The following is a 22843-nucleotide window of genomic DNA, read 5'->3' on the forward strand; positions in this document are numbered from 1 at the left end:
CCCGATGATCGTCGGAGTACTCTTCGCTGTTCTGGCGGCGCTCGCCTACGGCACCGCGTCGGTGTTGCAGGCGCGCGGCGCGCAGCAGGTCTCCGATTTGGCGTCGCCGCCGACGTTGCGGTCCACGCTGGCCGCGATCCTCACCGTCTCGTATCTGGCGGGGATGGCGCTCGACGGTCTCGGCTTCGTCGGGACATTGGTGTCCGCGCGGCTCATCCCGTTGTTTCTCTCGCAGACGATTATGAGTGCCAACCTCATCGTGACCGCGTTGCTGGGCATTATCGTCCTCGGCACCCGATTACGGCCGAGGGATTGGGCTGCCATTGGGGTAGTCGTTGCCGCGTTACTCCTGCTCGGTGTGGCCGCGGGCGACGAAGGGCACAAACCCGTTGGCGCGGTTATGCATTGGAGCGTTCTGATCATAGGGATCGTCGTGTTGGCGGTCGGTGTCGCGCTGGTGAGATGGCTGGGTGCGCGCGTAGCGGTGATCGCTGGGCTAGGTGCCGGCGCACTATTCGGTCTTATGGCGATCGCCGTACGCATCCTCGACGGTGTCGATCCGCTCGACGTCGGGCAGATACTTGGTGACCCGGCAGCCTACGGGATTCTGGTCGGTGGCATCGGTGGGTTCTACTTGTTCACTGTTGCCTTGCAGACCGGTTCGGTCAACGGTGCCGCCGCTGCACTTGTGGTGGGGGAGACGGTGATTCCCGGAATCGTAGGGATCGCGTTGCTGGGCGATACGACGCGGGCCGGCTGGGGAGCGGTGGCGGTGATCGCGTTCATCGCGGCGGTCGTTGGGGCAGTGGTGGTCGCGGTGTCGGGGGCGGCTGCCACCTAAGAGCAGCATCCGCCGGTCGTCGAGAGCCGGCACGCACACGACGCGTCGATGGGGACGTCGGCGCGCGCCTTTGCTAATTGTAGTTGTCTGCCAATGAGATCCGCTTCGGACGTCCGGCCCAGGCGCACTAGGCATTCGTGGTATCCGTGCAAGCTCCACACATTGTTGGGATGGTGGTTGGACCTGTTCACCGACGGATCGAGGCCGAGGTCCGCGGCATAGACCGCCGCTGCTTGTTCCACCTGTCCCTGTTCTAACAACAGCGCTCCGTAGGCGTGTCTCGTCGGCTGCATCCAGCCCCACGGTTCGTCGTAAGGTAGCTGATCGTCCAATTCGACTGCCGCACGCAAGTTTTCAAACGCTTTATCGAAATTGCCCTCGCGATAGGCGATTTCGCCGTCAAGCATCGAACGCGCGATAGCGAGGATGTCGTGGCAGGAATTGTTGAACAGATAGCGAGTCGGCGGAATGCGCTGGTATCTATCGACAAACGCCTCACGCTCTGCCCGCGCCCGGGGTAGGTCTCCGGTTGCCGCATAGGCGATTCCGCGGCCGTAATGCACTGTGGCCGCGGTCGTGGCGAAGAGATCGGGGTCCGTCGGTGTCGGTTGAGTGATCAGCTCCTGCCATCGACCAAATCGGATCAGAACGTGAATACCCAGTGGCACAAAGGCTTCCAGCCAATCGGCCATCGGTGGGGACGTAATGGCAAGCAGTTCCGGCGTCAATTGCTGCGCCAATTCTTCCGCAGCGGCCAGTGCGACAGCGGAATTGGCCTCGAACATCGCCGAATAGACAACGAAGTGCAGATCATGCGCGCGGTAGAGGGTGTAGAAGTTGGCCGCGCCTTCCTGGGCCACGAACTTTCGATCTGCGTGTACCGCAAGGAGATTGGCGGAGATCGAGTCATGGTAATTGCCGCATAGCACGTCGATATGGCTCGGCATATGCTGCAGATGACCGGCGTCGGGGACCAATCCGCGAAGTCGATCTGCGGCGCGTAGCGCGGATTCCGGCGTGGCAGACATTTCCATCGCGTGCAGATAGAGATGCAGCGCTCCGGGATGGGTGTGCCCGGCCGGCGACCCCAGCACGGTATCGAGGATACGGGTGGCCTCGACGACGCGGGAGCCGGCAGCGGGTTCACCGGTCGCGCCGTCCCATAGCTGCCATGCCGTCACGTTGAGAAGCGCGTCGGCGGCCAGTGTCGCTACGTCGAGGTCGTCGGGGTGCGTTGCCGCTAGGACGACCATCGCGTCGGCGTAGGCGCTGTGTCCAGCTGTCAGTGCTTCGACATCGGCTGGATCGTCGGTCGGAAATCGTTGTCGCAGAGCAGAAATCAGCTCGCGCTCAACGGCGTTGGTGCGAGCGCCTTCGGCCAGGTCGAGTTCTGTGTGCGCTCGGTGTAGCGAGTAGGCAAGGTCGTCGGGGTCGAAAGCGTCCCATGCTTTGTTGTAATTGGGCCCGACGGCGTATGCGATACCCCAGTGGGCCAAACCCAGATCGGCATCGCATTCCAACGCCCGCTCAAAACAGCGGATCGCCTCGTCGTGATTGAAGGCGTACGACCAGATAAGCCCACGATTGAACCAGACCTGGGCATCCGGTGACGTCGTGTCGACGGACCGATGATGTGACCCCAGGTCGTAATAGGTATCCGCGCTGGCGGGTCCAGTCACTCATCGATTGTAAACCCGGGCGTCGGTGGCTACGGACTGATCGCAAACCCGACCCGCGCGGACGTTCCCGACCCGAAAAGTGGGTCGGGGATGTCCGGGGGAGTGGGGTTTGCGGGCAAGGTGGGGCTACGCTGTGCGCCGGAACGTTGCTGGGTTGACCGGTGGTTGCGGAGTCCGCAAGCCCAGCGCGCGCATCTGTGCGATCAGTCGTGGGACGACGCTGCCCGAGGACAGATCATCGTAGATCCACCGCACGACAACGAGTCCCATATCTTGGAGCCGTCCCTCACGGACCTTTTCGCGGCGGATCGCGTCTTGCGGCTTCTCACCCGGCTTGAGGTACTTCAAGTACTTGCCCAGACCGTCGAACTCACCGATCAATCGGACGACGCCGTTCTCATCGGCCCAGTCGTAGTCAGTGCGCGCGATGAAGTCTCCGGACTTGTCGAAGATCCGACGTTGAAGTCGCGGGGTGGCGAGGCCGCCCTCGATCATCTGCGCGCGGCCCCATGACTCCCCCGCGTTCTCCGACAACGGATTCGCATGACGCAGAGCGCTTCTCGCGACACCGACGCCGGTACGAGGCTCGCCGCCGTACTCCGACATCCGGCGTGCGTCTGCGCCCATCCGTAGCGCCGAATCGAGTGCCGCCAGCGCGGCTGGAAAGCCTTTCGACGATGTCCGCGCGACGTCGAAGGCGGTGCGCTCGAGGCAGGTCGTCCAGATTCCGTCGACAAGTGTGACGTCGGCCGACTTTAGCGGGCCGGGGTGTATGTAGCGGTGCTTGCGCTTGTAGCCGCGATCGGTCGTCGCGGAGGTGACGTTGATCCGAGAGAGGTCGGCATGAAGCATATCCAGGCCGTGTACGACGCCGGCCGAGGTGTGTGAGATCGCGACGTCGGGAGTCGTCGTCGCGGCCTGAACTTTCAAGCGGTGCAATGCTTCTGGGCGTCGGTCGGCAGGAAGCACATACACCCCGGGCGCCACTCGGAGTACCTCGCCGCGTTCTTCTGCGCGGGTGAACTGCCGGTCGTCGAAGCCCAGTGCGCGAGCGCTGGAAAGTCGAATATAGCCGTCGGCGTCGATGGGAAACGGATACATGGTCGTTAGACGTACACGGCCGGTCAAATGGTTTCACCTATCCGCAAACCCGACCCGCGCGGACGTTCCCGACCCGAAAAGTGGGTCGGGGATGTCCGGGGGAGTGGGGTTTGCGAAGAAGGTGGGGTTTGCGGACGAGGTGGGGTTTGCGGAGGCGGGAGCCGCTAGCGGGAAAGTAGTAGCAGGGTGGAGGTCGCGCTGGCTACCAGACGTCCACCGCCGTCGTGGACCTGCGCTCGGACGGTCGCGGTGGTGCGACCGGCGTGTTCCACTTCGGCGCGAATCGACACTGTACCCGTCCCTGGCTTGATGGCCCGGATGTAGCGGCAGGACAGATCGAGGGTGACAAAATTCTGCCCGTCGTCGGTGACCGTCCGGACTGCTGAGCCGAGTGCGGAATCGATAGCCGCGGCGATTACGCCACCTTGCACGTTGCCGCCGATGTTGCCGTGTAGATCGGCGCGGGGTTCCATTTCGACGATCGCCCAGCCCGGCCCGGCATCGACGGTGCGGTACTGCAAGGTCTGGGCGGCCCCGCTCGACGGTTCGCCAGTGGCGATCAATGCGCGCAACTCATCCAGACTCACAGGGATAGACGTTACCGCTGGGGGTAATGCCGTCGCGCCAGGACCGCGCCGACCACCGAAGAGACCAACACAACCAGGCAGGCCAGCAGGTTGAGGATCGCCGACGGCCCGGCGGCGAAGTTGTAGTGCGAGTCGATATACCCGGCGGGCTCGGTACTGAATGTCACGACCATGTCGCTCGGATCCAGCACTAACCAGAGCGCCACTAAACACGCGAGCGACGCGAACACCGCGTTGGTGATGAACAGCGGTCGTCGGCCAACGTTGCACATGATGAGAATCGACAGCAATAGCGGTAAGCCGAGAATCAGCAGCGACGGCAAGACCGCGGGCAGCGCCAAGGCATATGCCTGGTTGTACAGTTCCAACCCCACGCCCTGATGGGTCCAGCTACCCCAGCCATTCAGAGTCGACTCATCGCCGCTCGAGTGCGGTGTGACAGTGGCGAACGTCAGAGCGCCGAACACGATGATCAGAATGAAGCAGATCGGGGTCAACGCCGCGAGAACGCGGGTGGCAGCCGTATTGAGCGGCGAGCCGGTAGCGAACGTCCGTGCATTGTCACCCAGACTTCGATACCCAGGCGAGTGCGCTGTCGTTCGTTTGACTAAGCCCCCAGGCGCCGTGGATTACTCACCCGCAGCCGCAACACCACGGTCGCCGCCACCGCGCGTTGCACGGTCGGGTCGGCCCAATCCAACGTCTCGGTCCGAATCGATTCGGCCAGTTGGGCTTCGGTTTCACAATCGGCCGATGCCAATGCCGTCGCCAGCTCGCCTGCACCAGCAGTGCCCGCGTCGACTTCGCGTCCTGCGATCCGGAGCAGGTTTGCCGCGATCCGTAGTTGATGCCGCTGATGTGCGTCGTCGGCCAGAGCAGGGCCGGTGTCGGTAATCGTTTCGGCGACCAATTCAAGGATTTCGCTCAACGACGGGCGGCGATAGGCGCCAGCGCCGGCTCGGACCGCAGGTCCAGCAGCAGCCACGTCGTCGATCATCCCCAATGAATCGAGCAGGTCGTACTCAAACTCGCAGACTCGGCGGCCGATTGCCGCCAGTTCGAGCGAGTGTTCCGCGCCCGATAGATGTCGCTGGGACTGAAAGATGCTCAGTACCAACCACTTCAACGTCCCGAAGATCTCCCACCAACCCAGTTCCTCATCCGATGGCCGCCAGCCCGCCTCCTGTTCGTAGCCGTCCAGCAACGCGTCCCGTTCGCCGAGGCCGCCAACCGGGGCTTGCCCGCCGAACCGCCACGCGGGTACGCACAGCCAGCCCAGATCTTCGATCGGATTGCCCAGATGGCATAGCTCCCAGTCGAGCACCGCCTGCACACCGTTGGCGTCGATGATTAGGTTGCCGACCCGAAAGTCGCCGTGTACCAAGGTTATTGGTCGAGAATTTGGCTGGTTGTGCCGCAACCAACGGAAGCCGATCTCCACCGTCGGGTTGTCCTGACCTTGTGCGCGGAACGTGGCCTCCAGTGCTTCCAGCGGATCGCTGTCGTCGAGAATTTCTAAGCCCGACAAGGGAGTTCGATGTAGTCGTCCGAGGATCCGACCGAACTCTGCCGCCAGTCGCGGACGGATCGCGGCCAGTTCCGGGTCGCGTTGTAGCTTGCGTGGCAACGTTTCTCCGGCGACGTAGTCCATGATGAGGAAAGGCGCGTCGATACCTGGCGCATCGTCACCCGAGCACAGCACCTGCGGCACAGGGACATTCGATTTGAGCGCAGCGCGAAGGCAAACGGCTTCGGCGCGCATCCGATCTGCCTGGCCGTGCCCGGGCGGGTCGCGCCTCAGTACTGCCCGATCGGAGGTGTCGTCGGGTAACCGATAGTCGATCAGGAAGGTCTCCCGGCTCGCTCCCGCGGTCAGACGATGGATGCCGGTTACCGTTACCGATATCCCGACGGTCGCCAACGCTTGTTCGACGCGCTCGGAACTTACCGCCACGGAACTGCCTCAGGATCTTTGAGCATTCTGCGCGCTGTCGACATTCGGTGCACCTCGTCTGGTCCGTCATACACGCGGGCGTAGCGGGCTTGGCGGTACATCCGCTCCAGTGGGGTGTCGGCGGTTAGGCCGAGCGCGCCGTGCACCTGAATCGCGCGGTCGACCACGTTGTGGAGCATTCGCGCGCACCAGAATTTTACGAGTCCCACCTGAACTCGGAAGTCTTCGCCGGAGTCGATCTGACGCGCGGCGTCGAGGGTCATCAGCCGGGCGGCGTGGATCTCGGCGGCGGATTCGGCTATGTACCGATGGATTTCGCCTTTCTCCGCTAAGAGCGAGCCGTGCGCGAATCGGGTGTTGGCCCGATCGCACATCAACTCGAAGGCGCGCTGAGCTTGACCTAGCCAACGCATGCCGTGGAAGATGCGTCCGGCGCCCAACCGGTCCTGTGCGACGATGAAGCCCTTGCCGCGCTCGCCGAGGATATTCGATGCCGGGACACGGACGTCGGTCAGTCTAATCTCGTAGTGGTCGCTTGGATCGTGGCCCATCGTCGGGATGGACCGTACGATCTCGAAACCCGGTGTGTCCGTTGGGACGATGAATGCTGTCACACGCGAATGCCGTGGCACATCGTCGGATTCGGTACGGGCGAAGACCGAACAATACGCTGCCTGTGCGGCACCGGTGGTGAACCACTTGTGTCCGTTGATGATCCAGGTATCACCGTCGAGATCGGCGCGAGTCGCGATCAGCGTCGGGTCCGACCCAGCCACTTCGGGTTCGGTCAGACCGACCGAGGGAAAGATGTCGCCGGCCACCATCGGGGGGATCCATCGTTGCTTCTGCTCTGGGGTGCCGTGTTTGTAAAACATCAGGGTGTCTTGCATCGACACCGACCCGACGGCGAGCTGGCCAAATTCCGAGCGCCCGATGATCTCGTTGAGGTAGACGAAGTCAAGGAACGGAAGCCCACCGCCGCCAACGTCGGCGGGATGGCCCAGTGCCCACAGTCCCAGGTCTTTGGCGCGGCGGCGCAGACCGTCGAGAGTGATTGCGTCGCTGTGCTCTTCGTGGATCAGCCTGGGTTCGGCCGGGATCACCTCGTCGTTGATGAATGCCCGCATTCGAGTGGTCAAGTCATCGAGATCGGTGCTGGGAGTCAGAGCGGTCACGCGGTGGGATCCTTCCGGCTGAAATACTGACGAAGCGGCGCGGTTGCCGCGGGTTCACGGGAAGTGATGTGGTCGGCCGACCGAGACATATTCGGGCTCATAGTCCTAGGGCTCCCACACACATTTGGTCGATGGTGGCCAGTAGTGCTTCCTTATCGGCTTCCTCGCCTTGAACCAACCAGAGGTAGAGGGTGTGATCGACCATTGCCGACATGGTTCGCGCGGCGAGCGTGGGGTCGATATCGGGATTCGCGAGTCCGTCACGTTGCCAGCGCGCGATCGCCGCGGCGGTTCGGCCGGTCAGTAGTTCGCGATGCTGGTGCCGGAGCGCGCGGAACTCGGCGTTGAATGTCGCCACCTGCTCGACTATCGCCATGAAACCCGAATTACGTTGGTAGGCTTCGTAATAGGCGCGGTTCGACGCGACCAGTTTTTCGCGCGGGGTTGAGGTGCCCGTTGGCTCGCGGCTGTGGATGTCGTCGAAGAGCTGGTTGCTGAGTTGGAAGAAGACATCCTCTTTCGACTCGAAGTAGCGGTAGAAGGTGCCGTAGGAGACCCCGGCGCGGGCGGCGATGAGTTCCACCCGTGCGTCGAGAAAGCCGACGTCCTCGAAGACAATCCGCGCGGCGCTCAGCACCGACTCTCGCGTCTTGCGGCCCCGAGGAGTCAGGGGGGTGTTGACAGAACTCGCAGTCACCAGCACACTTTCCCAAGAACATGACATGACTGTCAAGTCATCTAATTTCTATCGGAAGGGCTGATGATGAGCACGAATGAGAAATACGACCTGCGCGGGGTTAATCACCTGGCGCTGGTGTGCGCGGATATGAAGCGCACCATCGACTTTTACTCCGGGGTCCTTGGCATGCCGCTGATCAAGACGATCGAGCTGCCCAACGATATGGGCCAACATTTCTTCTTCGATTGCGGTAACGGCAACACCATCGCCTTCTTCTGGCTCGCCGACGCTCCCGACGGCGTACCAGGCGTCTCGGCGCCGGCCGGGCTACCCGACGAAGGCGAACTTAACAGCGCGACCGGCTCGATGAATCACGTCGCCTTCGCGGTGCCGCCGGAGAAGTTCGACGAGTACTACGCCAAGTTCAAGGAGGAAGGCATCAAGGTCAGCCACGTCCTCAACCACGACGACTCGCCGATGGGCATCTCCCGTGATCCGCATGAGGGTACCTTCGTGCGGTCGTTCTACTTCCAGGATCCCGACGGCGCGCTTCTCGAATTTGCCTGCTGGACAAAGACATTCACCGAAGCCGACGTAGTTCACGAGCCGCGCACGGCCGCTGATCGTAAAGTATCCGTGGCCCGGTAATGCCACGCTTACGCGAAATCCCGCGCGCTGAAGTCACCGACGAGCGAATTCTCTTCTTCTACGATCGACTCTTCGGTCCCGACCGTGATCCGGCGGTCGATCATGGCACCGTACACGGCACTCCGGGCGATTGGTGGACCGTATTCGCGGGTTCTCCCAACGTCTTTCGACACGCCGTGGCCGGGTTCAAGGTGTACCGCGGGGTGAAACTCGACCCCCTGCTTCGCGAGCTCGGGCAGGGGCGCGCCGGTTATGCCAGGGGCAGTCAATTCGTCTACTCCCAACACTGCAAGCAGATGCGATCGCTTGGCATGGCGGAGGAGAAGATCGAAGCGCTCCCGCATTGGCAGATCAGCGACGCGTTCAACGAACTTGAGCGGGCCGTGCTGGCCTACACCGATGGACTCGTCTATGACGGCGGCCGCGTGCCAGACGCCATCTTCGACGTCCTGAAGCGTCACCTATCGGACGAAGAAATCCTCGAATTAACTTATGTGACAACGCTATACGACATGCACGCCACCATGAGCAGGGCGTTGCGACTGGAATACGATGACCGGCCAGAGCCGATCGAAGAGGTCAAACTGGCCGACGGCGTCCAGGTTCGAGATCTATCGGCCGATCTGTCTGGCGAGTAAGTCTGCTATTCGGCTGAGTCAACGAGGATTTGGCGAAGTCGGTTGAGGTCGGCTGTCACCGTCGCGCAATCACGCTCGAATTCCTCGTCGGACATATCACGCTGTCGGACGGTGAATACCACCTCCGCACCGTCGGGATGCGGCAACACCCGCACCGGATTGTGCACGGTCTCACCCGTTGGGAGCGTGACGTCGTGGTCGAACACGCCGAGGTCGTTATGCGGAACGAACCGCACGATGACAGTGCCCATCGGCGACTCGACGAGTAGCGCGTCACCGCGACGCGTTACCTCGCTCGACGCCAGACCAGCAGCCCAGTGCCGCAGATTGTCGGGGTCGGCCGCATAGTCGTATACGGATTCGGGTGATGCCGCGATGACGACGCTGAGATGGCGACTGCGCATGGCGGCGAGTGTAGTTCCGATCACCTCAGGCGGTCGGCCAACGCATTACGTTCCACCGCGATGAAGCTCGCGTCTTTCGGTAGCTCCCAGCGTCGACCGACGAATACGCGGTCAGCATCGCGGTGGCCACCGACTAGATGTTCCAACCACGCCATCGAAAGTCCAGCGACGGGATTGTTGGGCAAAGCGGAGTTAACCGCGAAATGAGTTCCGTTGATCGACGTCGCGATGTAGGCGGGCGCCTGAAAGATCGTCTTGTGATCGATCCAGCGCGGCCAGAGAAAATCGGGCGTGATGATGTCGAGGTTGCCGGTGATCGTCAGTGTCGGCACGGTTATCGCCAGCCCGGTCGGTGCGTTAATTCCCGTTGCCACACTCAGCGCACCGATAATCTTCAATGCGGGGCTGAGGAGTCGAGTGTTCGGTGGAAGATAGCTGGCACCCCAGAAGGTGGCGCCGGCACCACCGGAGTGACCACCGAGAATGGTCTTGCCGAGGTCGACCTTGCGATAGAGCGGTGAGCCCACTCGTGCGGTCTCGGTAAGCAACGCTTGGGCTCCCCACAGGTCATCGGTGGGGAACGAATTTACGAAGTTATATGGGATTGCGACGACGAACCCTCGGCTCGCCCAGAGTTCGGCGAGTTGGTCATATTGGCCAGCGTCTCCGTCGAGTCCGGGCAGCCACACGATGACTGGCGCGGGTGCCATCGTCTTCAGATCCGCCGGGTAGTAGTACATCATCCCAAACGGGGATTCCAGACCGTGCGGAAACGCGCTGGTGCAGCGCATCTTCTCGCCGTCGTTGCCGCCGGCCAGCCAGAATCCGAACTTCTGGACGACGCCGTAGACATCTTCGCCGCATGGATGCAGATTCTGGGACCGCTTGACCGCATGGGGGCCAGCCGCGGTGAACATGCGGTGGATATTTCCCTGAACTGTCTTCGGCCAGACGCCGCCTGGCCCGGTGCTATTCGGCGGAGTGTTCGGATCGGGGCTGTATCGCGACGAGGGAGCCGCATGCGCGGTCGTGGTAACTAGGACGAGCACGGCCAAGCAGGTCATTACTGCGATAGCCAGTCGGGCCGAACGGCCGCTGGCAGGTCGATATCGCATCTCGCGACTCCATCCAATTGTTGAACATCTGTGTCTAACTAAAGGGTGAAGGTACAACCTCGATGAACCTCGCGGAGCTTTTTGAACAATAATGTCCGGAATCTTGAATAGTTAGACACGCATGTCTAATATTGTGGAAGTCCGATGCACCATCGGGGGGCGGACATCTCACCGGTTTCGCGACACCGGCGGCGTCACTCCCCAGCGTCACCGCCGGTGTCGCGGGATCTGCTGCACTGCCTATCTATGCGATTAGTCATCGGAGCGACTACGTTGACACAGCGTGGCGTCTGAAAAAAAGCAACGGACATACGGCGGAATCGCTGTCGAAGATCGTCGGGATCATCGTCGTACGCTGCTCATCGATGCGGGTCTGGCAGTGTTTTCCGCCGAGGGATTCGGCAAGACCTCGGTGTCGTCGATCTGTTCGCATGCCAAGCTGGCCAGAGCGCATTTCTATCAAGAGTTCGCCGACCGGGAAGAGTTGTTGGTCGCGGTCTATGAGCGTGTGCAGACGCAGGGTCGGGCCGCGGTTGTCGAGGCGTTGGCTGGCCTTGATGGCGCGGATATGGAGACAGTGGCGAGGGCTGCCTTCACGGCCTATATCGGCTATGTGGGTGAGGACAGACGTCGAGCCGCGATCTCATTCGTCGCCGTGGTTGGCGTCAGCGAGGCGATGGAGAAACGGCGGCTGGCCGATCGCAAGGTGTGGCGCGATCTCATTCAGGCCCAGATGACGCGCAGCCTGGGGCCGGACTACCAACCGCGTGGTGGCTGGGCGGTGGCAACCACCGGCGTCGTCGGGGCATTGAGCGCGATGATGGAACAGTGGACTCAATCGAAGCGGTTCGGTCGACCCGAGGACTTCTGCGACGTTCTGGTCCAATTTGTATTGGCACTCGTCTAGTCGGCTATTGCACACCCCCACCCCGTCTGAGACAGTGGTCACATGGCTGATATCGAACTTTCCACCGCCGACGGCCCCATCAAGGCGGTTCTGGAAACTCCTCAAACACCGGGACCGTGGGGAGGCATCGTCCTCATTCACGACATCCTGGGCGTCGGCGTAGATGCCGAAAACAATGCCCGAATGCTCGCCGAAAAGGGCTACCTGGCGCTTGCCCCCAATCTGTTCTCGCGCGGTCGAGTCCGCTGCATACCCGACATCATGCGATCGCTGCTTCTCGGCAAGGGCGGTCGTGCGGTGCGGGATATCCTCGCCGCTCGGGATTACCTTCTCGCGCAAGAGAATTGCAACGGCAAAGTTGCCGTCGTGGGCTTCTGCATGGGCGGTGGTTTCGCATTGTTGGCTTCGCCGCAGGGGTTCGACGCATCTGCGCCGTTCTACCCATCGACACTGGCTAGCTACGACAAGATCCTCAAGGGTGCCTGCCCCGTCGTCGCAAGTTTCGGCCAGCTCGACCCGGCGAATATCGGTTCACACAAGCGGCTGGAGAACGCGCTCGACAAGCATGGCATCGATCACGACATCAAAACCTATGCCGGTGCGACGCATTCGTTCGCCAACGTGACTCCGGTCGAGCCGCTGATCCGAGTGACCGGACTTGGCTACAACGCCGAGGCTACCGACGACGCGTGGAGTCGCATCTTCGCGTTCTTCGACGCCCACATGGCCTAACCCAATTCGTCAGATCTTGAAGGGCTACGAGCTGGTGCGTTCCGCGCGCAGTTCGTGGCCTTTCGACGTTAGGCAACGGCCACTGTTCAGATCCCACTGCCAGCCGTGCAGATTACAGGTCAGCTTCTCGCCCTCGATGACGCCGAATTTCGACAGGTCAGCTTTGAGGTGCGGGCAACGACGCTGAAGTGTCCAGCCGTCCTTCTCGATCGACGCCGAGTCGTCGTGCGCTTCGGAGAACCAGCCGTCGGCATAGGCGATGCGCTCGTCGGTGAGGCATTTGAAGAAGGTGTAGAGGTATTCGTTGTAGCCGCCGATGCGCCACGTGGTGAACCGGGTCGATAGGAAGATGGTGTTGACCCAGTCGGGTTCGTCGTCGCGGAGTACCGTGCGAACCAGCTCGGGAGCGATCCGGAAGCCGTAGCGGTATTTGCCGTCGCCGTCTTTCGGTTCGCGCACAACGCGATTCGGGAAATCGAGGACTACGACCTCGGCGTCGGGGTCATCCTTGCCGCCCAGCACTATGCCGACCGGATAGCCGATACCGTCGCAGATCAGGTCGGACTGCTTCATTATTGGCTCGAATTTGGCACGCAGCGGTTCTAGCAGTGGTTCGCCCTGCGCGGGAGCCCAGGTGGCCTTGTCCGCAGCGATAATCGGCGCGAACTTCTCGGCCATCCGGGCGAGATAGGCGCCCTTGTCCTTCCAGATCTCGTCCGGCGGGAACGGGTGGGACAACTCGTTGAGCGTCGAGCCGGTGAGATCGACGGTTGAACCGGAGATCATCATGAGCCCGCGATGCTTCTCGCCGTCGTCCGTGCCGTGAATCTTCATCTGCTCCAGGAAGGTTTCCTGGTCCGGGAAGATCGACGTTTCGTCGGGCTTGCCGTCGGCGTCGGGAATGTCGTTGAGCGAGAACAGCTCCGGGTCGAGGAACATCGGCGGACCAGCCGACGGGACAACCCACGTCGCGCCGACCTGCTCGATATACGAACGAGCACGGTCCATCCCGCGCTGTCGCTTCTGCGCGGCGAAATTGGCCTTCGAGCGGCGCGGAATGTCGTAGACCATCGGGTACCAGATGGCACCGGAGTACTGAAGCAGATGAATGTCGATGTGGCCGAAGGATTCTTCGATGACGTCGAGGTCGACCGGCCGGGCATCGTTCATGTTGAAACAGACGGTCTCGCCGTCGGAGACGATCAGGCCGCTGTCGCCGATCGGGCCGTCGGCCGGTGCGCGCAGCGCGATGATCATCACATCGAGCGAACCTTTGTCATTGCTGACCGTGGTCTTCACCGAATCCTCGGTCTCCACGAACTTGTGGAATCCGAGCTTTTCCAGTTCGCGTTTGAGGTCGGGAACGGGATAGTCGGGGAGCAGAACCGTCGCGTTCTTGTTGACGTGTTCGGTCAGATTCTTGGCGTCGAAGTGATCGCGATGCAGATGCGAGACGTAGAGGTAGTCGCAGTCGCCAAGAGCGTCCCAATCGAGCTCGGTGTTATCCGGGAACGGCACCCACGAGGCGAAGTAGGTGGGATTGACCCAGGGGTCGCAGAGAATGGACCCCGCTGCGGTCTGGATATGAAACCCCGCGTGTCCGACGCTGGTGATCTGCAACTCTCGGCCTTCCTGATCGGGCTGTGAACCGCCTACCAGGGTACGGCTTGGCCTCGGGCTAAGCTCGTGCGCATGGAACCCGTCTACGACACGGTCATCGGCGTTGCCCGCACTCTATGGCTCGCCCAGGGCGTCAAGTTCAAGATTTCCGGCGTTGAGCATGTGCCCGCCGACGGCCCCGGCGTCATCGCGATCAATCACACCGGCTATCTCGACTTCACTCTCGCTGGAATCCCCGCATTCCTGCAGGGCAAGCGCAAGGTCCGCTTCATGGCGAAGAAAGAGGTGTTCGACAACAATCTCTCCGGCCCGATCATGCGCTCGTTGCGGCATATTCCGGTCGATCGGAGTGCTGGTGCGGAGAGTTACAAGTCCGCCGTCGAATACTTGAAGAAAGGCGAATTCGTCGGCGTCTATCCGGAAGCCACGATCAGCCGTAGTTTCGAAATCAAAGGCTTCAAGTCCGGTGCCGCGCGGATGGCACTGGAGTCGGGCGCACCGATCATCCCGACGGTGATCTGGGGCGCCCAGCGCATCTGGACCAAAGGCCACCCCAAAAAGCTTGGGCGACATGGCTACAAGGTGATGATCGGCGTCGCCGATCCCATCGAGCCCATTGGGACCGCGGAGCAGATCACCGAAAAACTTCACGATGTTATGACTGCCAAGCTGCATGAACTGCAGGACCAATACGTCGAGTTATACGGTCCGTACCCCGAAGGCGAATTCTGGGTGCCCGCACGGCTGGGCGGCGGTGCGCCGACGCTGGCCGAGGCCAACGCGATGGACGAGGCCGAGCAGGCCGAGAAAGCAGCCAAGCGAGCCGAACGCAAAGCGTCGGGCGAGGATAAGTAGGTCGCAGATGGAACCGGTGTACCGAGTCCTCGAAGGAATTGCCGGCACGCTCGTGCGGGTACAGGGGGTTCGGCGCACCTATGTTGGCCTGGAAAACATCCCGCCGCTGCCCGGTGGCGCGGTACTCGCAGTCAACCACACCGGCTACTTCGACTTCTTGACGATGGCGCTCGGCGTCTACCGCGCTGGGCGTCGGACGCGCTTCCTCATCAAGTCCGAGGTGATGGACATCGCGATCATGCGTTTTCTTGTCAACCACACCGGTACGGTTCCGGTTGATCGTTCGGCGGGCCATGACGCCTACGAACGTGCTGTCGCCGCGCTGCGCAACGGCGAATTGGTGGCGGTATATCCCGAGGCAACGATCAGTCGGAGTTTCGAACTTAAGGAATTCAAGTCCGGCGCGGTCCGGATGGCGATGGAGGCCGGTGTGCCGGTCATTCCGACGATCGTCTGGGGTGCCCAGCGGCAGTGGACCAAAGGCGGACCCCGAAAGATGGGCCGCGCGCGCATTCCGGTCGCCGTTCGATTCGGGACACCGATCACTATTCCCCTCGACGGCGACCCGGAAGTCGCGACCGAAGCGCTGCGCGAGACGATGACGGAGATTTTGCACGAGGTGCAGGATGGCTACGGTCCTCATCCAGCAGGTGAATTCTGGGTGCCCGCGCGGCTGGGTGGCAGCGCCCCGACGCCGGCGGCGGCCAAGGTTATCGAAGATGCCGAAGCGGCGGAAAAGGCAGCCGCACGCGCGGCGAAACGGGAAGGCAAATCTCGGTGAGTTCGGTTGTCACGGGCCAGTTCGGCCCGCCCACTCTCATCGCCTCCGACGTCGACGGGACTCTGATCGACGACGCGAATGTCGTGACCGCGACTACTCAGGCGGTGCTGCGCCGGGCGCGAGCGGCCGGAGCCGAAGTGGTGCTGGCGACCGGGCGGCCGCCGCGCTGGATCGGCGAGGTGACCGACCAGTTCGACGTCGATGACGCGGGGCCTCCGGTTGTTCGGTACGCCGTCTGCGCCAACGGCGCGATCGTCTACGACGTCGAAGCTGATCGAGTGCTGTCGTCGGCGACGTTGGAGCCGGCGGTATTGGCGAAGCTGGGTGCGCTCGCCGTCGAACTGGTGCCTGGCGCTGGCTTGGCGGCCGAACGCGCGGGCGAATCGGCGTATGACGCCGCGACGCCGCCATTCGTCGCGTCCGCCGGGTACCGGCACGCATGGCTCAATCCCGACCACATCATCGTCGACGATCACGAGGTTTACGACGCACCGTCGGTGAAACTCCTTGTGCGCCAATCAGAAATGCCCAGTAGTGAGATCGCGGCACGGTTGGCGCCGGCGGTCTCCGACCTTGCCGAGGTGACGTTCTCCACCGACAACGGGCTCGTCGAATTGTCTGTTCCCGCAACGCATAAGGCCGCTGGATTGGAGAAGCTGGCGCGGCTGGCCAACCTGCCGACCGACGCTGTGATCGCCTTCGGCGACATGCCGAACGACGTCGAGATGCTGCGTTGGGCGACGCACGGTGTCGCCATGGGGCATGGGCACGCGGCGGCATTGGCGGCGGCGGACGAGGTGACCGGTACGAATGTGGCCGACGGCGTCGCGCAGGTGTTACGGCGCTGGTTCTAGGCGCATCGCGCGGTAGACCCGTTGCCCGATAAATGCGCCGAGGGTGTCGGGGGTCCATCGATCGTCAGCGAGTAGCGCGCGTACCGCTCCTTCGCTTGCCGAGACCCAAAGTTCAACCAGCGCGGGAAGTTTCAGCTCGGCATCGTCGACGCCCCAGGCCCGCAACGTCGGGCGGAGGAGTTCGGTGCACCGTTCCAGTGCGGCCTGGCGTCCGCGTCCGAAGTAGGTGGCGACGGCCGGATCGGGGTTGCCGTAGAGCAACCGCCAGCCGTCGGGACGCGCGTCCACGGTGTGCAGCAGGGCGCGGAATCCTTCGACGAAGACCGACTCGTCGGCGTCGACCGCACGCGCTTGCAGCACTTCGGTGAGGCTGGACCAGAGCATCGCCTCTTCGTTGCGGACCAACTCGGCGATCAACTCCACTCGACTGGTGAAGCAGCCATAGACCACCGGGCGGGTGACGTCGATCCGTTCGGCCACCGAGGCAATGGTGACCGCGGCAACGCCCTCGGCGACTGCGATCTGAAGGGCGGCGTCGAGAATCTGCGGTCGACGCCGCTCAGGCCCAAGATGCTCGGCGCGCTGCCTTGTACGCGTGGTGGGCTCTGCGGTCATGGAGACACAGTACCTACGTGCGTGTAGATATTTTTCCTACACATGTGTAGATTTCTGCGCGTAGGGCGCGCGTACGCGCAGCCGGCCGAAAAAGGGGAATCCTGTGACCGACCTGATGTTCAATCCGAATACCGCTACCTTCGACGAGTTCGATGCCGCGACCCAGCGGATCCTGCGAGCGACCGTCGACTACTTCGAAGGCCTGGGCAAGCAACGGTTGCTCGCTGACAACAGAGACCGAATCTGGTACCAGGACTTCCTGGACTTCGTGAAGCGCGAGAAGGTGTTCGCGACCTTTCTGACGCCGCAGGCGCAGGCCGCCGGAGATCCTGATAAGCGTTGGGACACTTCACGTATCGCGATGATGTCGCGCATCCTCGGCTTCTACAGCATGCAGTACTGGTACGTCTGGCAGGTCACGATTCTCGGGCTGGGGCCGATCTGGCAGAGCGCCAACGAAGCGGCGAAGGCGAAGGCCGCCGCGGCGCTGGATTCGGGCGAGATCTTCGCGTTCGGGCTGTCGGAGCAGGCGCACGGCGCCGACATCTACTCCACCGACATGATTCTCTCGCCCGATGGCGACGGCTTTCGGGCCACCGGCGAGAAGTACTACATCGGCAATGGCAATAAGGCCGCGATGGTGTCGGTATTCGGACGCCGTGCCGACCGGCCGGTCATCGACTCCGCGGATTTTGCCCGCAAACTGAGCGACGACGAATACAGCGGGTATATGTTCTTCGCCGCGGACAGCGGTCACAAGGCCTACAAGCTGCACAAGAATGTCGTCGACGCGCAGATGTATGTAGCGGCCTTCGGCCTGCAGGACTACCCGGTGACCGCCGACGATGTGTTGCACACCGGTCGGGCCGCCTTCGACGCCGCGATGAACACCGTGAACGTCGGGAAGTTCAACCTCGGATTCGGCGCGATCGGTGCCTGCGAACACGCGATCTACGAAGCGGTGACGCACGCGGAGAACCGCCAGCTCTTTGGGCATCGGGTTACCGAGTTCCCGCAGGTCGCCGGCCTTCTGTCGGATAGCTACGCCCGGCTGACCGCTATGCAGCTCTACAGCGAGCGGGCCGTCGACTACATGCGATCGGCGAATCCGGAAGATCGCCGCTACCTGCTCTTCAGTGCGATCGAGAAGATGTCCGTCACCCGTGCCGGCCAAAAGATCTACGAAGACCTCTCCGATGTGATCGCGGCGCGCGGATTCGAGAATGACACCTACTTCGCGATGGCACTGCCAGCGATGTTCGGCTTGCCACGGCTGGAGGGAACCGTCCACGTCAATTTGGCGCTGGCGATGAAGTTCCTGCCCAACTTCCTCTTCGACCCATCCGATGCCGCTCTTGCCGGTCTGCGCTTCGTTCCCGACGCCGCTCCCACGGGTGTGGTGCGCACGGCGTCGACGGTGCTCGACTGGGTCGGTCGTCGGGTGACCGAGCCGGTCAGTGCGGTAGTGCCCGCGCTGCGTCGTGAGTTCAAATCCGCGCAGGTGCCGACGGTGCCGCGACGTCGCGACAACGCCGACGACGAGTTCCTGTTCCGCCAGGGGCCGAGTAAGGGCCTGGGCCGGATCCGCTTCGCCGATTGGCGTGCGGTATTCGGGAAGTTCTCGCATGTCCCCAATGTCGCGGTGTTCACCGAACAAGCCATCGGGCTGCAGGCATTGGTTGCCGCCGCCCCGCCGACGTCGGAACAACAAGCCGACGTCGACTTCCTGTTCGCTATCGGCGAGATGTTCACGATGCTCCCGTATGCGCAGTTGATCCTGGAACAGGCGGCGAGCGACGGGACCGCCGACTTCGTCATCGATCACATCTTCGACACGTTCGTCCGGGGCTTCTCGAAGCACGCGGTGAGTTTGTATGGAAAGCCGAGCGCCGATCGCACCCAGCAAAACCTCGCGCTGGGCCTGGTACGGCGACCGGCCGAGGACGCCGACCGCGCCGAGAAGATCCTGGCCGCCGTCCGTGGTCTGGCCGACCGCTACGAGATGAAGGCGTAACTACCTGCTCAATCGACACCCGAGATGGTCGCAACGCAACTGTGACCTCCTCGGGTTGTTGTGGCTGACCGACTTTCACTACAGTCACAGAGGTCTCATCAGTCACACGAGTCCCATAGGTAACGGACTCGCGATAGTGGAGGACCTTCATGGCACGGCGCATCGGAACTCGAAACAAGCGGACGGTCTCGTTCGCCGCCCTCGGGCTCGCACCAGCGCTCGTCATCGGAGGAGTCATGATCGCGGGCACGTCGACCGATTCGGGACCGGTCACGCTCTCCGCCGGATCGGAGATCACGCTCATCGGGCATGGTCACGGACACGGTCGCGGGATGGGACAGTGGGGCGCGTTCGGCTATGCGAAGAAGGGCTGGTCGGCTGCGCAGATTTTGAGCCACTACTACGGCGGCACCACCGCGGGGAAGGCGGACAAACCCGATGTCTCGGTGACTCTCACCAAGCAGGGATCGGTCAATGTCCGTGCGGACGCCGGGATGCGGGTAGGCGGCCAACCGGTTGCTCCCGGACAGGCCGTTAGCCTGTCCGGGGCGAGCGCCACTATTACCAATGGCTGCGGCGGTGCGGTTGTGCGCACCGTGGGTGCTCAGTTCGTCGAGCCGGTGAATATGGCTCCGAGCCGCCCCGCCAACGAATTTCTCAAGATGTGCGGATCGGGCACCGCCTATCGCGGTGCGTTGGGTCTCGACGGCGGCAAGGTCGTCAACAAACTCAACGTCGATGACTATGTCAAGGGCGTCATCCCCAAGGAGAGTTCTCCCGGTTGGGGCGATCAGGGCGGCATGGAAGCGCTCAAGGCGCAGGCCGTGGCCGCCCGCACCTACGCACTTGCCGCGATCGCCGGCGGCAAGAAGATCGACGACACTCAGAACTCGCAGGTCTACGGTGCGGTAGCCGGTGAGGACCCTCGGACGAATAGGGCTGCTGACGCGACCGCGGGTCAGATTCGGCTGGCCGGCGGGAAGCCGGCCTTTACCGAATTCTCTGCGTCAACCGGTGGCTACACCGCTGGCGGAAACTTCCCGGCCGTCGTTGACGAGGGTGATTCCATTGCGCCGGTACACAATTGGACCGCGACAGTGAGTGCGGGAAGTATTGGCTCGACGTTCGGCGTCGGGGCGTTGCGCAGTTTTGAAGTCATCGAGGCCAACGGTCTGGGGCCGGAGGATGGTCGAGCGATCAAGGTTCGCGCGGTAGGCAGCGGCGGCACCAAAGAGGTGACCGGCGAGCAGGCTCGGACGCTGCTTCAGTTGAAGTCCGCGTGGTTCGCGGTCAAGGGGCAGACGGCGCGACCCAAGATCGTCAAGCCGCCGACCGGACCGTCGTCGCCGGGGAGCTTCGGCAGCGTCGATCTGGGCAGCCTCGCGAATACATTGCTGACGTCGGCGCAGAGTATTTTCGCCGGGCGGTATATGGAACTCGGCGGATTGCTCGGGCCGCTCGGGAAGGCGCTCGGTCTGCCGACGCTGACCCCCGACGGCGCGGGAGTAACCCAGCTCTTCGAAAAGGGCATGATGCTGTTCAGTCAGAAGACTGGTGCACATGTGTTGGCCGGCAAGGGATTTGAGCGGTACAAGGCGGCGGGCGGATTGCCGGTTAAGGGCTTCCCGAAGCGGGATGCGTTGCGGTAGAGGATGTTTGGGGGTCTCGATACACCTCGTCGCTGGCGCTCCTCGGCACTCGACCATCGATATGGTTAGCCAAGTGCGAGCGCGGCGCGAAATAGTGCCTTAGCGGATGGAGCGAGTTCACGAATGGGCGTGCCACGCTCGATGGCTTGCGTGAGGGCGCCATCGAGACCAGAGATAAGCATGACCGGAAGTGGATCGTCGGGGCGAAGCCGGCGAATCCGGGGATCGGCGCTCTCGGATAGATTTAGACGATCGATTAGAAGAGTCGCGAACTCTAGGACGCTGTCGCGTTGGGCGCGTAGTCCAGCAACCCCAATTATTGGTAGTTCAGTGCGGATGGCATAGATGAGCCTCGGGTCTGCCGCGACGTATTCGAAGAACGCGTCGATCGCCGAGTCGCATTGGTCCGCCGGCGGTCTCGCGGGATCGATGGCCGAAGCAACGTATTCGACAGACTGTCCGAAGACCCGCTCGGCCAGGGCGATGACAGCGGCATCTTTGTCGGCGAAGCAACGGTAGAACGTCCGACGAGAAGCGCCCGCTCGAGCCACAACATCGCTGATCTGAACATCACGAAGTCCTTTGTCTCTAATGGCGTCGGCGAGCGCGACGAGGAGACGTTCCTTGTGGCCATCAGCGGTCAAGCCCATGGCTACCGTCGACCTAGCGCTTCGACGTGGGGAGCGGTGGATGCCATGGGTAAATTCTGTCGAGTTCGTAGGCCAGGTGAAGCAGCGTGGCGTCGTCGCCGTGCGCAGCGGAAATCAGACTACCAATGTGTCCACCGTCGGCGCTTCGACCAGTCGGGATGGACATCGAGGGTTCGCCGGTGATGTTCTGAAGTGGGGTATAGCGGACCCACGCCGTCACCCGTTCGAGCAGATCTTCCGGTGGCACGGTGTACGGGTCAAGATGGCCGATCTGCGGTGGAGATGCTGCGAGGGTTGGCGTGAGAAGCACGTCGTAGTCGTTGTAGATCTTTGTGGTCCACTGTCGAGCGCGGCGAAGACGCGCGGTCACGATCGGCGAATGTCGCAGGTTGCCTTTGCCCTTTTCGGCAAGCCAGATGGTGAATGGATCGAGCCGGCCCGGGTCAAAGCTGGTGTCGTAGCGGCGCCGCCCCGTTGTGGTGAAGAGAAATGCGGCGAGCGACCAGAATGCCAGGAAGTCGCCTTCCAGAGTCGGCGGGAGTGCGAGTTCATCGAGCGTATCGACGTGATGTCCGAAGTGAGAAAGCGCGGCGGCCACCTCGTGAATGTGGTTCCGCACTTCAGGGCTGGCATCACCGGTAGGCGACGCGGTGCAGACCGCGATTCGTAGCCGTCGAGCCGAAGGCCCAGTGATATCGCCGATCGGGCGGAGACGCCGGGGCCGGTAAGTCTTCTCCATTTCGCGGTAGAAGGCTGCGGTGTCTCGCACGCTGCGAGTGAGCACGCCATTTTGGGCGATCTGTATCGGCGTGTGTCGGAGATCGGAGTCGAGGGGCAAACGCCTCCGGGTCGGTTTGAGACCGTACAGCCCGGTGCACGCGGCGGGAATGCGGATCGAGCCACCACCGTCGACCGCATGAGCCAGGGGCAGTGCGCCGCTGGCCACAAGTGCCGCCGCGCCCGATGAGGACCCGCCCGCGGTGAGTGCGGTATTCCATGGATTGGGCACCGCTCCGAGGCGGGGGTGTTCGGTGGTCGGCAGGAATCCGAACTCCGACATGCGGCTGGTGCCGAGGATGGAAAATCCGAGCGCGCGGAAATGGCGAACAAACGGGCCATCTTTCCTCGCTGGCGTCGGGCGCCAGGCGTCGCTGCCTTGAGTAGTGGGCATTCCGGCGATTCGCACCATGTCTTTGACCGCAGTGGGTACCGAGGTGAAAAACCCCTGCTGAGAGGGGAGGACCGCGGCTGGGTCCAAGCTGGCTGGAGTGAAGGCGTGAAGCTCGGCCACGCTACGACAACGTGCGATGGCGGCGTCGTGAATCTCTTCGGGGGACACTTCGTT

At 62.6% G+C, this 22843-nt stretch carries 23 protein-coding genes; 10 read left to right on the forward strand and 13 right to left on the reverse strand.

The features are described 5' to 3' along the window. Nucleotides 1–4 precede the first annotated feature (4 nt). Nucleotides 5–841: a hypothetical protein gene (locus GOEFS_RS01960; RefSeq protein ID WP_007316190.1), complete on the forward strand. Its 837-nt coding sequence runs from the start codon at nucleotides 5–7 to the stop codon at nucleotides 839–841. On the opposite strand, the gene GOEFS_RS01965 is transcribed toward GOEFS_RS01960, so the two are convergent. The 7 genes from GOEFS_RS01965 to GOEFS_RS01995 all read right to left on the reverse strand — a co-directional run bounded on the left by GOEFS_RS01965 (nucleotide 838) and on the right by GOEFS_RS01995 (nucleotide 8034). Next, nucleotides 838–2520 (reverse strand): tetratricopeptide repeat protein, encoded by a 1683-nt coding sequence (locus GOEFS_RS01965; RefSeq protein ID WP_007316191.1) that lies wholly within the window; start codon nucleotides 2518–2520, stop codon nucleotides 838–840. The genes GOEFS_RS01960 and GOEFS_RS01965 overlap by 4 nt on opposite strands. Nucleotides 2521–2646: 126 nt before the next feature. Further along, entirely contained in the window at nucleotides 2647–3648 is a 1002-nt protein-coding gene (locus tag GOEFS_RS01970) for a type IV toxin-antitoxin system AbiEi family antitoxin domain-containing protein (protein ID WP_007316192.1), read from the reverse strand. 137 nt (nucleotides 3649–3785) lie between these two features. Beyond that, complete coding sequence (locus tag GOEFS_RS01975; protein WP_007316193.1) at nucleotides 3786–4208, reverse strand: PaaI family thioesterase; 423 nt, start codon at nucleotides 4206–4208, stop codon at nucleotides 3786–3788. 11 nt (nucleotides 4209–4219) lie between these two features. After that, complete coding sequence (locus tag GOEFS_RS23360) at nucleotides 4220–4675, reverse strand: hypothetical protein (protein ID WP_170323118.1); 456 nt, start codon at nucleotides 4673–4675, stop codon at nucleotides 4220–4222. Nucleotides 4676–4815: 140 nt separating this feature from the next. After that, nucleotides 4816–6162: a phosphotransferase family protein gene (locus GOEFS_RS01985; RefSeq protein ID WP_007316195.1), complete on the reverse strand. Its 1347-nt coding sequence runs from the start codon at nucleotides 6160–6162 to the stop codon at nucleotides 4816–4818. Continuing rightward, complete coding sequence (locus tag GOEFS_RS01990; protein ID WP_007316196.1) at nucleotides 6153–7337, reverse strand: acyl-CoA dehydrogenase family protein; 1185 nt, start codon at nucleotides 7335–7337, stop codon at nucleotides 6153–6155. The genes GOEFS_RS01985 and GOEFS_RS01990 overlap by 10 nt, the downstream gene beginning before the upstream one ends. A 97-nt stretch (nucleotides 7338–7434) precedes the next feature. Further along, on the reverse strand, nucleotides 7435–8034 hold the full coding sequence (locus tag GOEFS_RS01995; protein ID WP_245549746.1) for a TetR/AcrR family transcriptional regulator: 600 nt from the start codon (nucleotides 8032–8034) through the stop codon (nucleotides 7435–7437). Nucleotides 8035–8097: 63 nt separating this feature from the next. Here GOEFS_RS01995 and GOEFS_RS02000 point away from each other — a divergent pair, with 63 nt between their 5' ends. After that, nucleotides 8098–8664 (forward strand): VOC family protein, encoded by a 567-nt coding sequence (locus tag GOEFS_RS02000; protein ID WP_007316198.1) that lies wholly within the window; start codon nucleotides 8098–8100, stop codon nucleotides 8662–8664. Then, a complete protein-coding gene (locus GOEFS_RS02005) occupies nucleotides 8664–9302 on the forward strand; it encodes a carboxymuconolactone decarboxylase family protein (protein WP_007316199.1) in 639 nt (212 codons plus the stop codon). The genes GOEFS_RS02000 and GOEFS_RS02005 overlap by 1 nt, the downstream gene beginning before the upstream one ends. Before the next feature lie 5 nt (nucleotides 9303–9307). Here GOEFS_RS02005 and GOEFS_RS02010 read toward each other — a convergent pair whose 3' ends face one another. Beyond that, complete coding sequence (locus tag GOEFS_RS02010; protein WP_040524300.1) at nucleotides 9308–9706, reverse strand: SRPBCC family protein; 399 nt, start codon at nucleotides 9704–9706, stop codon at nucleotides 9308–9310. A 20-nt stretch (nucleotides 9707–9726) separates the two neighbouring features. Then, a complete protein-coding gene (locus GOEFS_RS02015) occupies nucleotides 9727–10821 on the reverse strand; it encodes a poly(ethylene terephthalate) hydrolase family protein (RefSeq protein WP_245549747.1) in 1095 nt (364 codons plus the stop codon). A 283-nt stretch (nucleotides 10822–11104) separates the two neighbouring features. On the opposite strand from GOEFS_RS02015, the gene GOEFS_RS02020 reads away from it, so the two are divergent. Together GOEFS_RS02020 and GOEFS_RS02025 are read left to right on the forward strand one after the other, a co-directional pair. Next, nucleotides 11105–11728 (forward strand): TetR/AcrR family transcriptional regulator, encoded by a 624-nt coding sequence (locus tag GOEFS_RS02020; protein WP_007316202.1) that lies wholly within the window; start codon nucleotides 11105–11107, stop codon nucleotides 11726–11728. Nucleotides 11729–11770: 42 nt separating this feature from the next. Further along, nucleotides 11771–12460 (forward strand): dienelactone hydrolase family protein, encoded by a 690-nt coding sequence (locus GOEFS_RS02025; protein ID WP_007316203.1) that lies wholly within the window; start codon nucleotides 11771–11773, stop codon nucleotides 12458–12460. Between the two features lie 24 nt (nucleotides 12461–12484). Here GOEFS_RS02025 and GOEFS_RS02030 read toward each other — a convergent pair whose 3' ends face one another. Then, complete coding sequence (locus GOEFS_RS02030) at nucleotides 12485–14080, reverse strand: Rieske 2Fe-2S domain-containing protein (protein ID WP_007316204.1); 1596 nt, start codon at nucleotides 14078–14080, stop codon at nucleotides 12485–12487. 72 nt (nucleotides 14081–14152) lie between these two features. On the opposite strand from GOEFS_RS02030, the gene GOEFS_RS02035 reads away from it, so the two are divergent. From GOEFS_RS02035 to GOEFS_RS02045, 3 genes are read left to right on the forward strand one after another with little or no spacing between them, the layout of a single operon-like run. After that, nucleotides 14153–14935, forward strand: coding sequence for a lysophospholipid acyltransferase family protein (locus GOEFS_RS02035; protein WP_007316205.1), 783 nt, complete (start codon nucleotides 14153–14155; stop codon nucleotides 14933–14935). Between the two features lie 7 nt (nucleotides 14936–14942). Next, nucleotides 14943–15716: a lysophospholipid acyltransferase family protein gene (locus tag GOEFS_RS02040; protein ID WP_007316206.1), complete on the forward strand. Its 774-nt coding sequence runs from the start codon at nucleotides 14943–14945 to the stop codon at nucleotides 15714–15716. Then, nucleotides 15713–16570 (forward strand): Cof-type HAD-IIB family hydrolase, encoded by an 858-nt coding sequence (locus GOEFS_RS02045; protein WP_007316207.1) that lies wholly within the window; start codon nucleotides 15713–15715, stop codon nucleotides 16568–16570. Before GOEFS_RS02040 ends, GOEFS_RS02045 begins: the two co-directional genes overlap by 4 nt. On the opposite strand, the gene GOEFS_RS02050 is transcribed toward GOEFS_RS02045, so the two are convergent. Continuing rightward, nucleotides 16553–17185 carry a TetR/AcrR family transcriptional regulator gene (locus GOEFS_RS02050; protein WP_007316208.1) on the reverse strand — a complete coding sequence of 211 codons (633 nt, stop codon included), beginning with the start codon at nucleotides 17183–17185 and terminating at the stop codon, nucleotides 16553–16555. The genes GOEFS_RS02045 and GOEFS_RS02050 overlap by 18 nt on opposite strands. A gap of 115 nt (nucleotides 17186–17300) precedes the next feature. Here GOEFS_RS02050 and GOEFS_RS02055 point away from each other — a divergent pair, with 115 nt between their 5' ends. Both GOEFS_RS02055 and GOEFS_RS02060 read left to right on the forward strand, forming a co-directional pair. Then, nucleotides 17301–19199, forward strand: coding sequence for an acyl-CoA dehydrogenase family protein (locus GOEFS_RS02055; protein WP_040524303.1), 1899 nt, complete (start codon nucleotides 17301–17303; stop codon nucleotides 19197–19199). Nucleotides 19200–19348: 149 nt separating this feature from the next. Beyond that, nucleotides 19349–20848, forward strand: coding sequence for a SpoIID/LytB domain-containing protein (locus GOEFS_RS02060; protein ID WP_007316210.1), 1500 nt, complete (start codon nucleotides 19349–19351; stop codon nucleotides 20846–20848). 65 nt (nucleotides 20849–20913) lie between these two features. Here GOEFS_RS02060 and GOEFS_RS02065 read toward each other — a convergent pair whose 3' ends face one another. Next, the gene (locus GOEFS_RS02065) at nucleotides 20914–21498 is read right to left on the reverse strand and encodes a TetR/AcrR family transcriptional regulator (RefSeq protein ID WP_007316211.1); all 585 of its coding nucleotides are present in this window, start codon (nucleotides 21496–21498) and stop codon (nucleotides 20914–20916) included. Between the two features lie 13 nt (nucleotides 21499–21511). Further along, on the reverse strand, nucleotides 21512–22843 hold a 1332-nt coding region (locus tag GOEFS_RS02070), incomplete at its 5' end, for an amidase (protein ID WP_007316212.1).

It is taken from the genome of Gordonia effusa NBRC 100432, from assembly GCF_000241305.1.
Taxonomy (GTDB): Bacteria; Actinomycetota; Actinomycetes; order Mycobacteriales; family Mycobacteriaceae; genus Gordonia; species Gordonia effusa.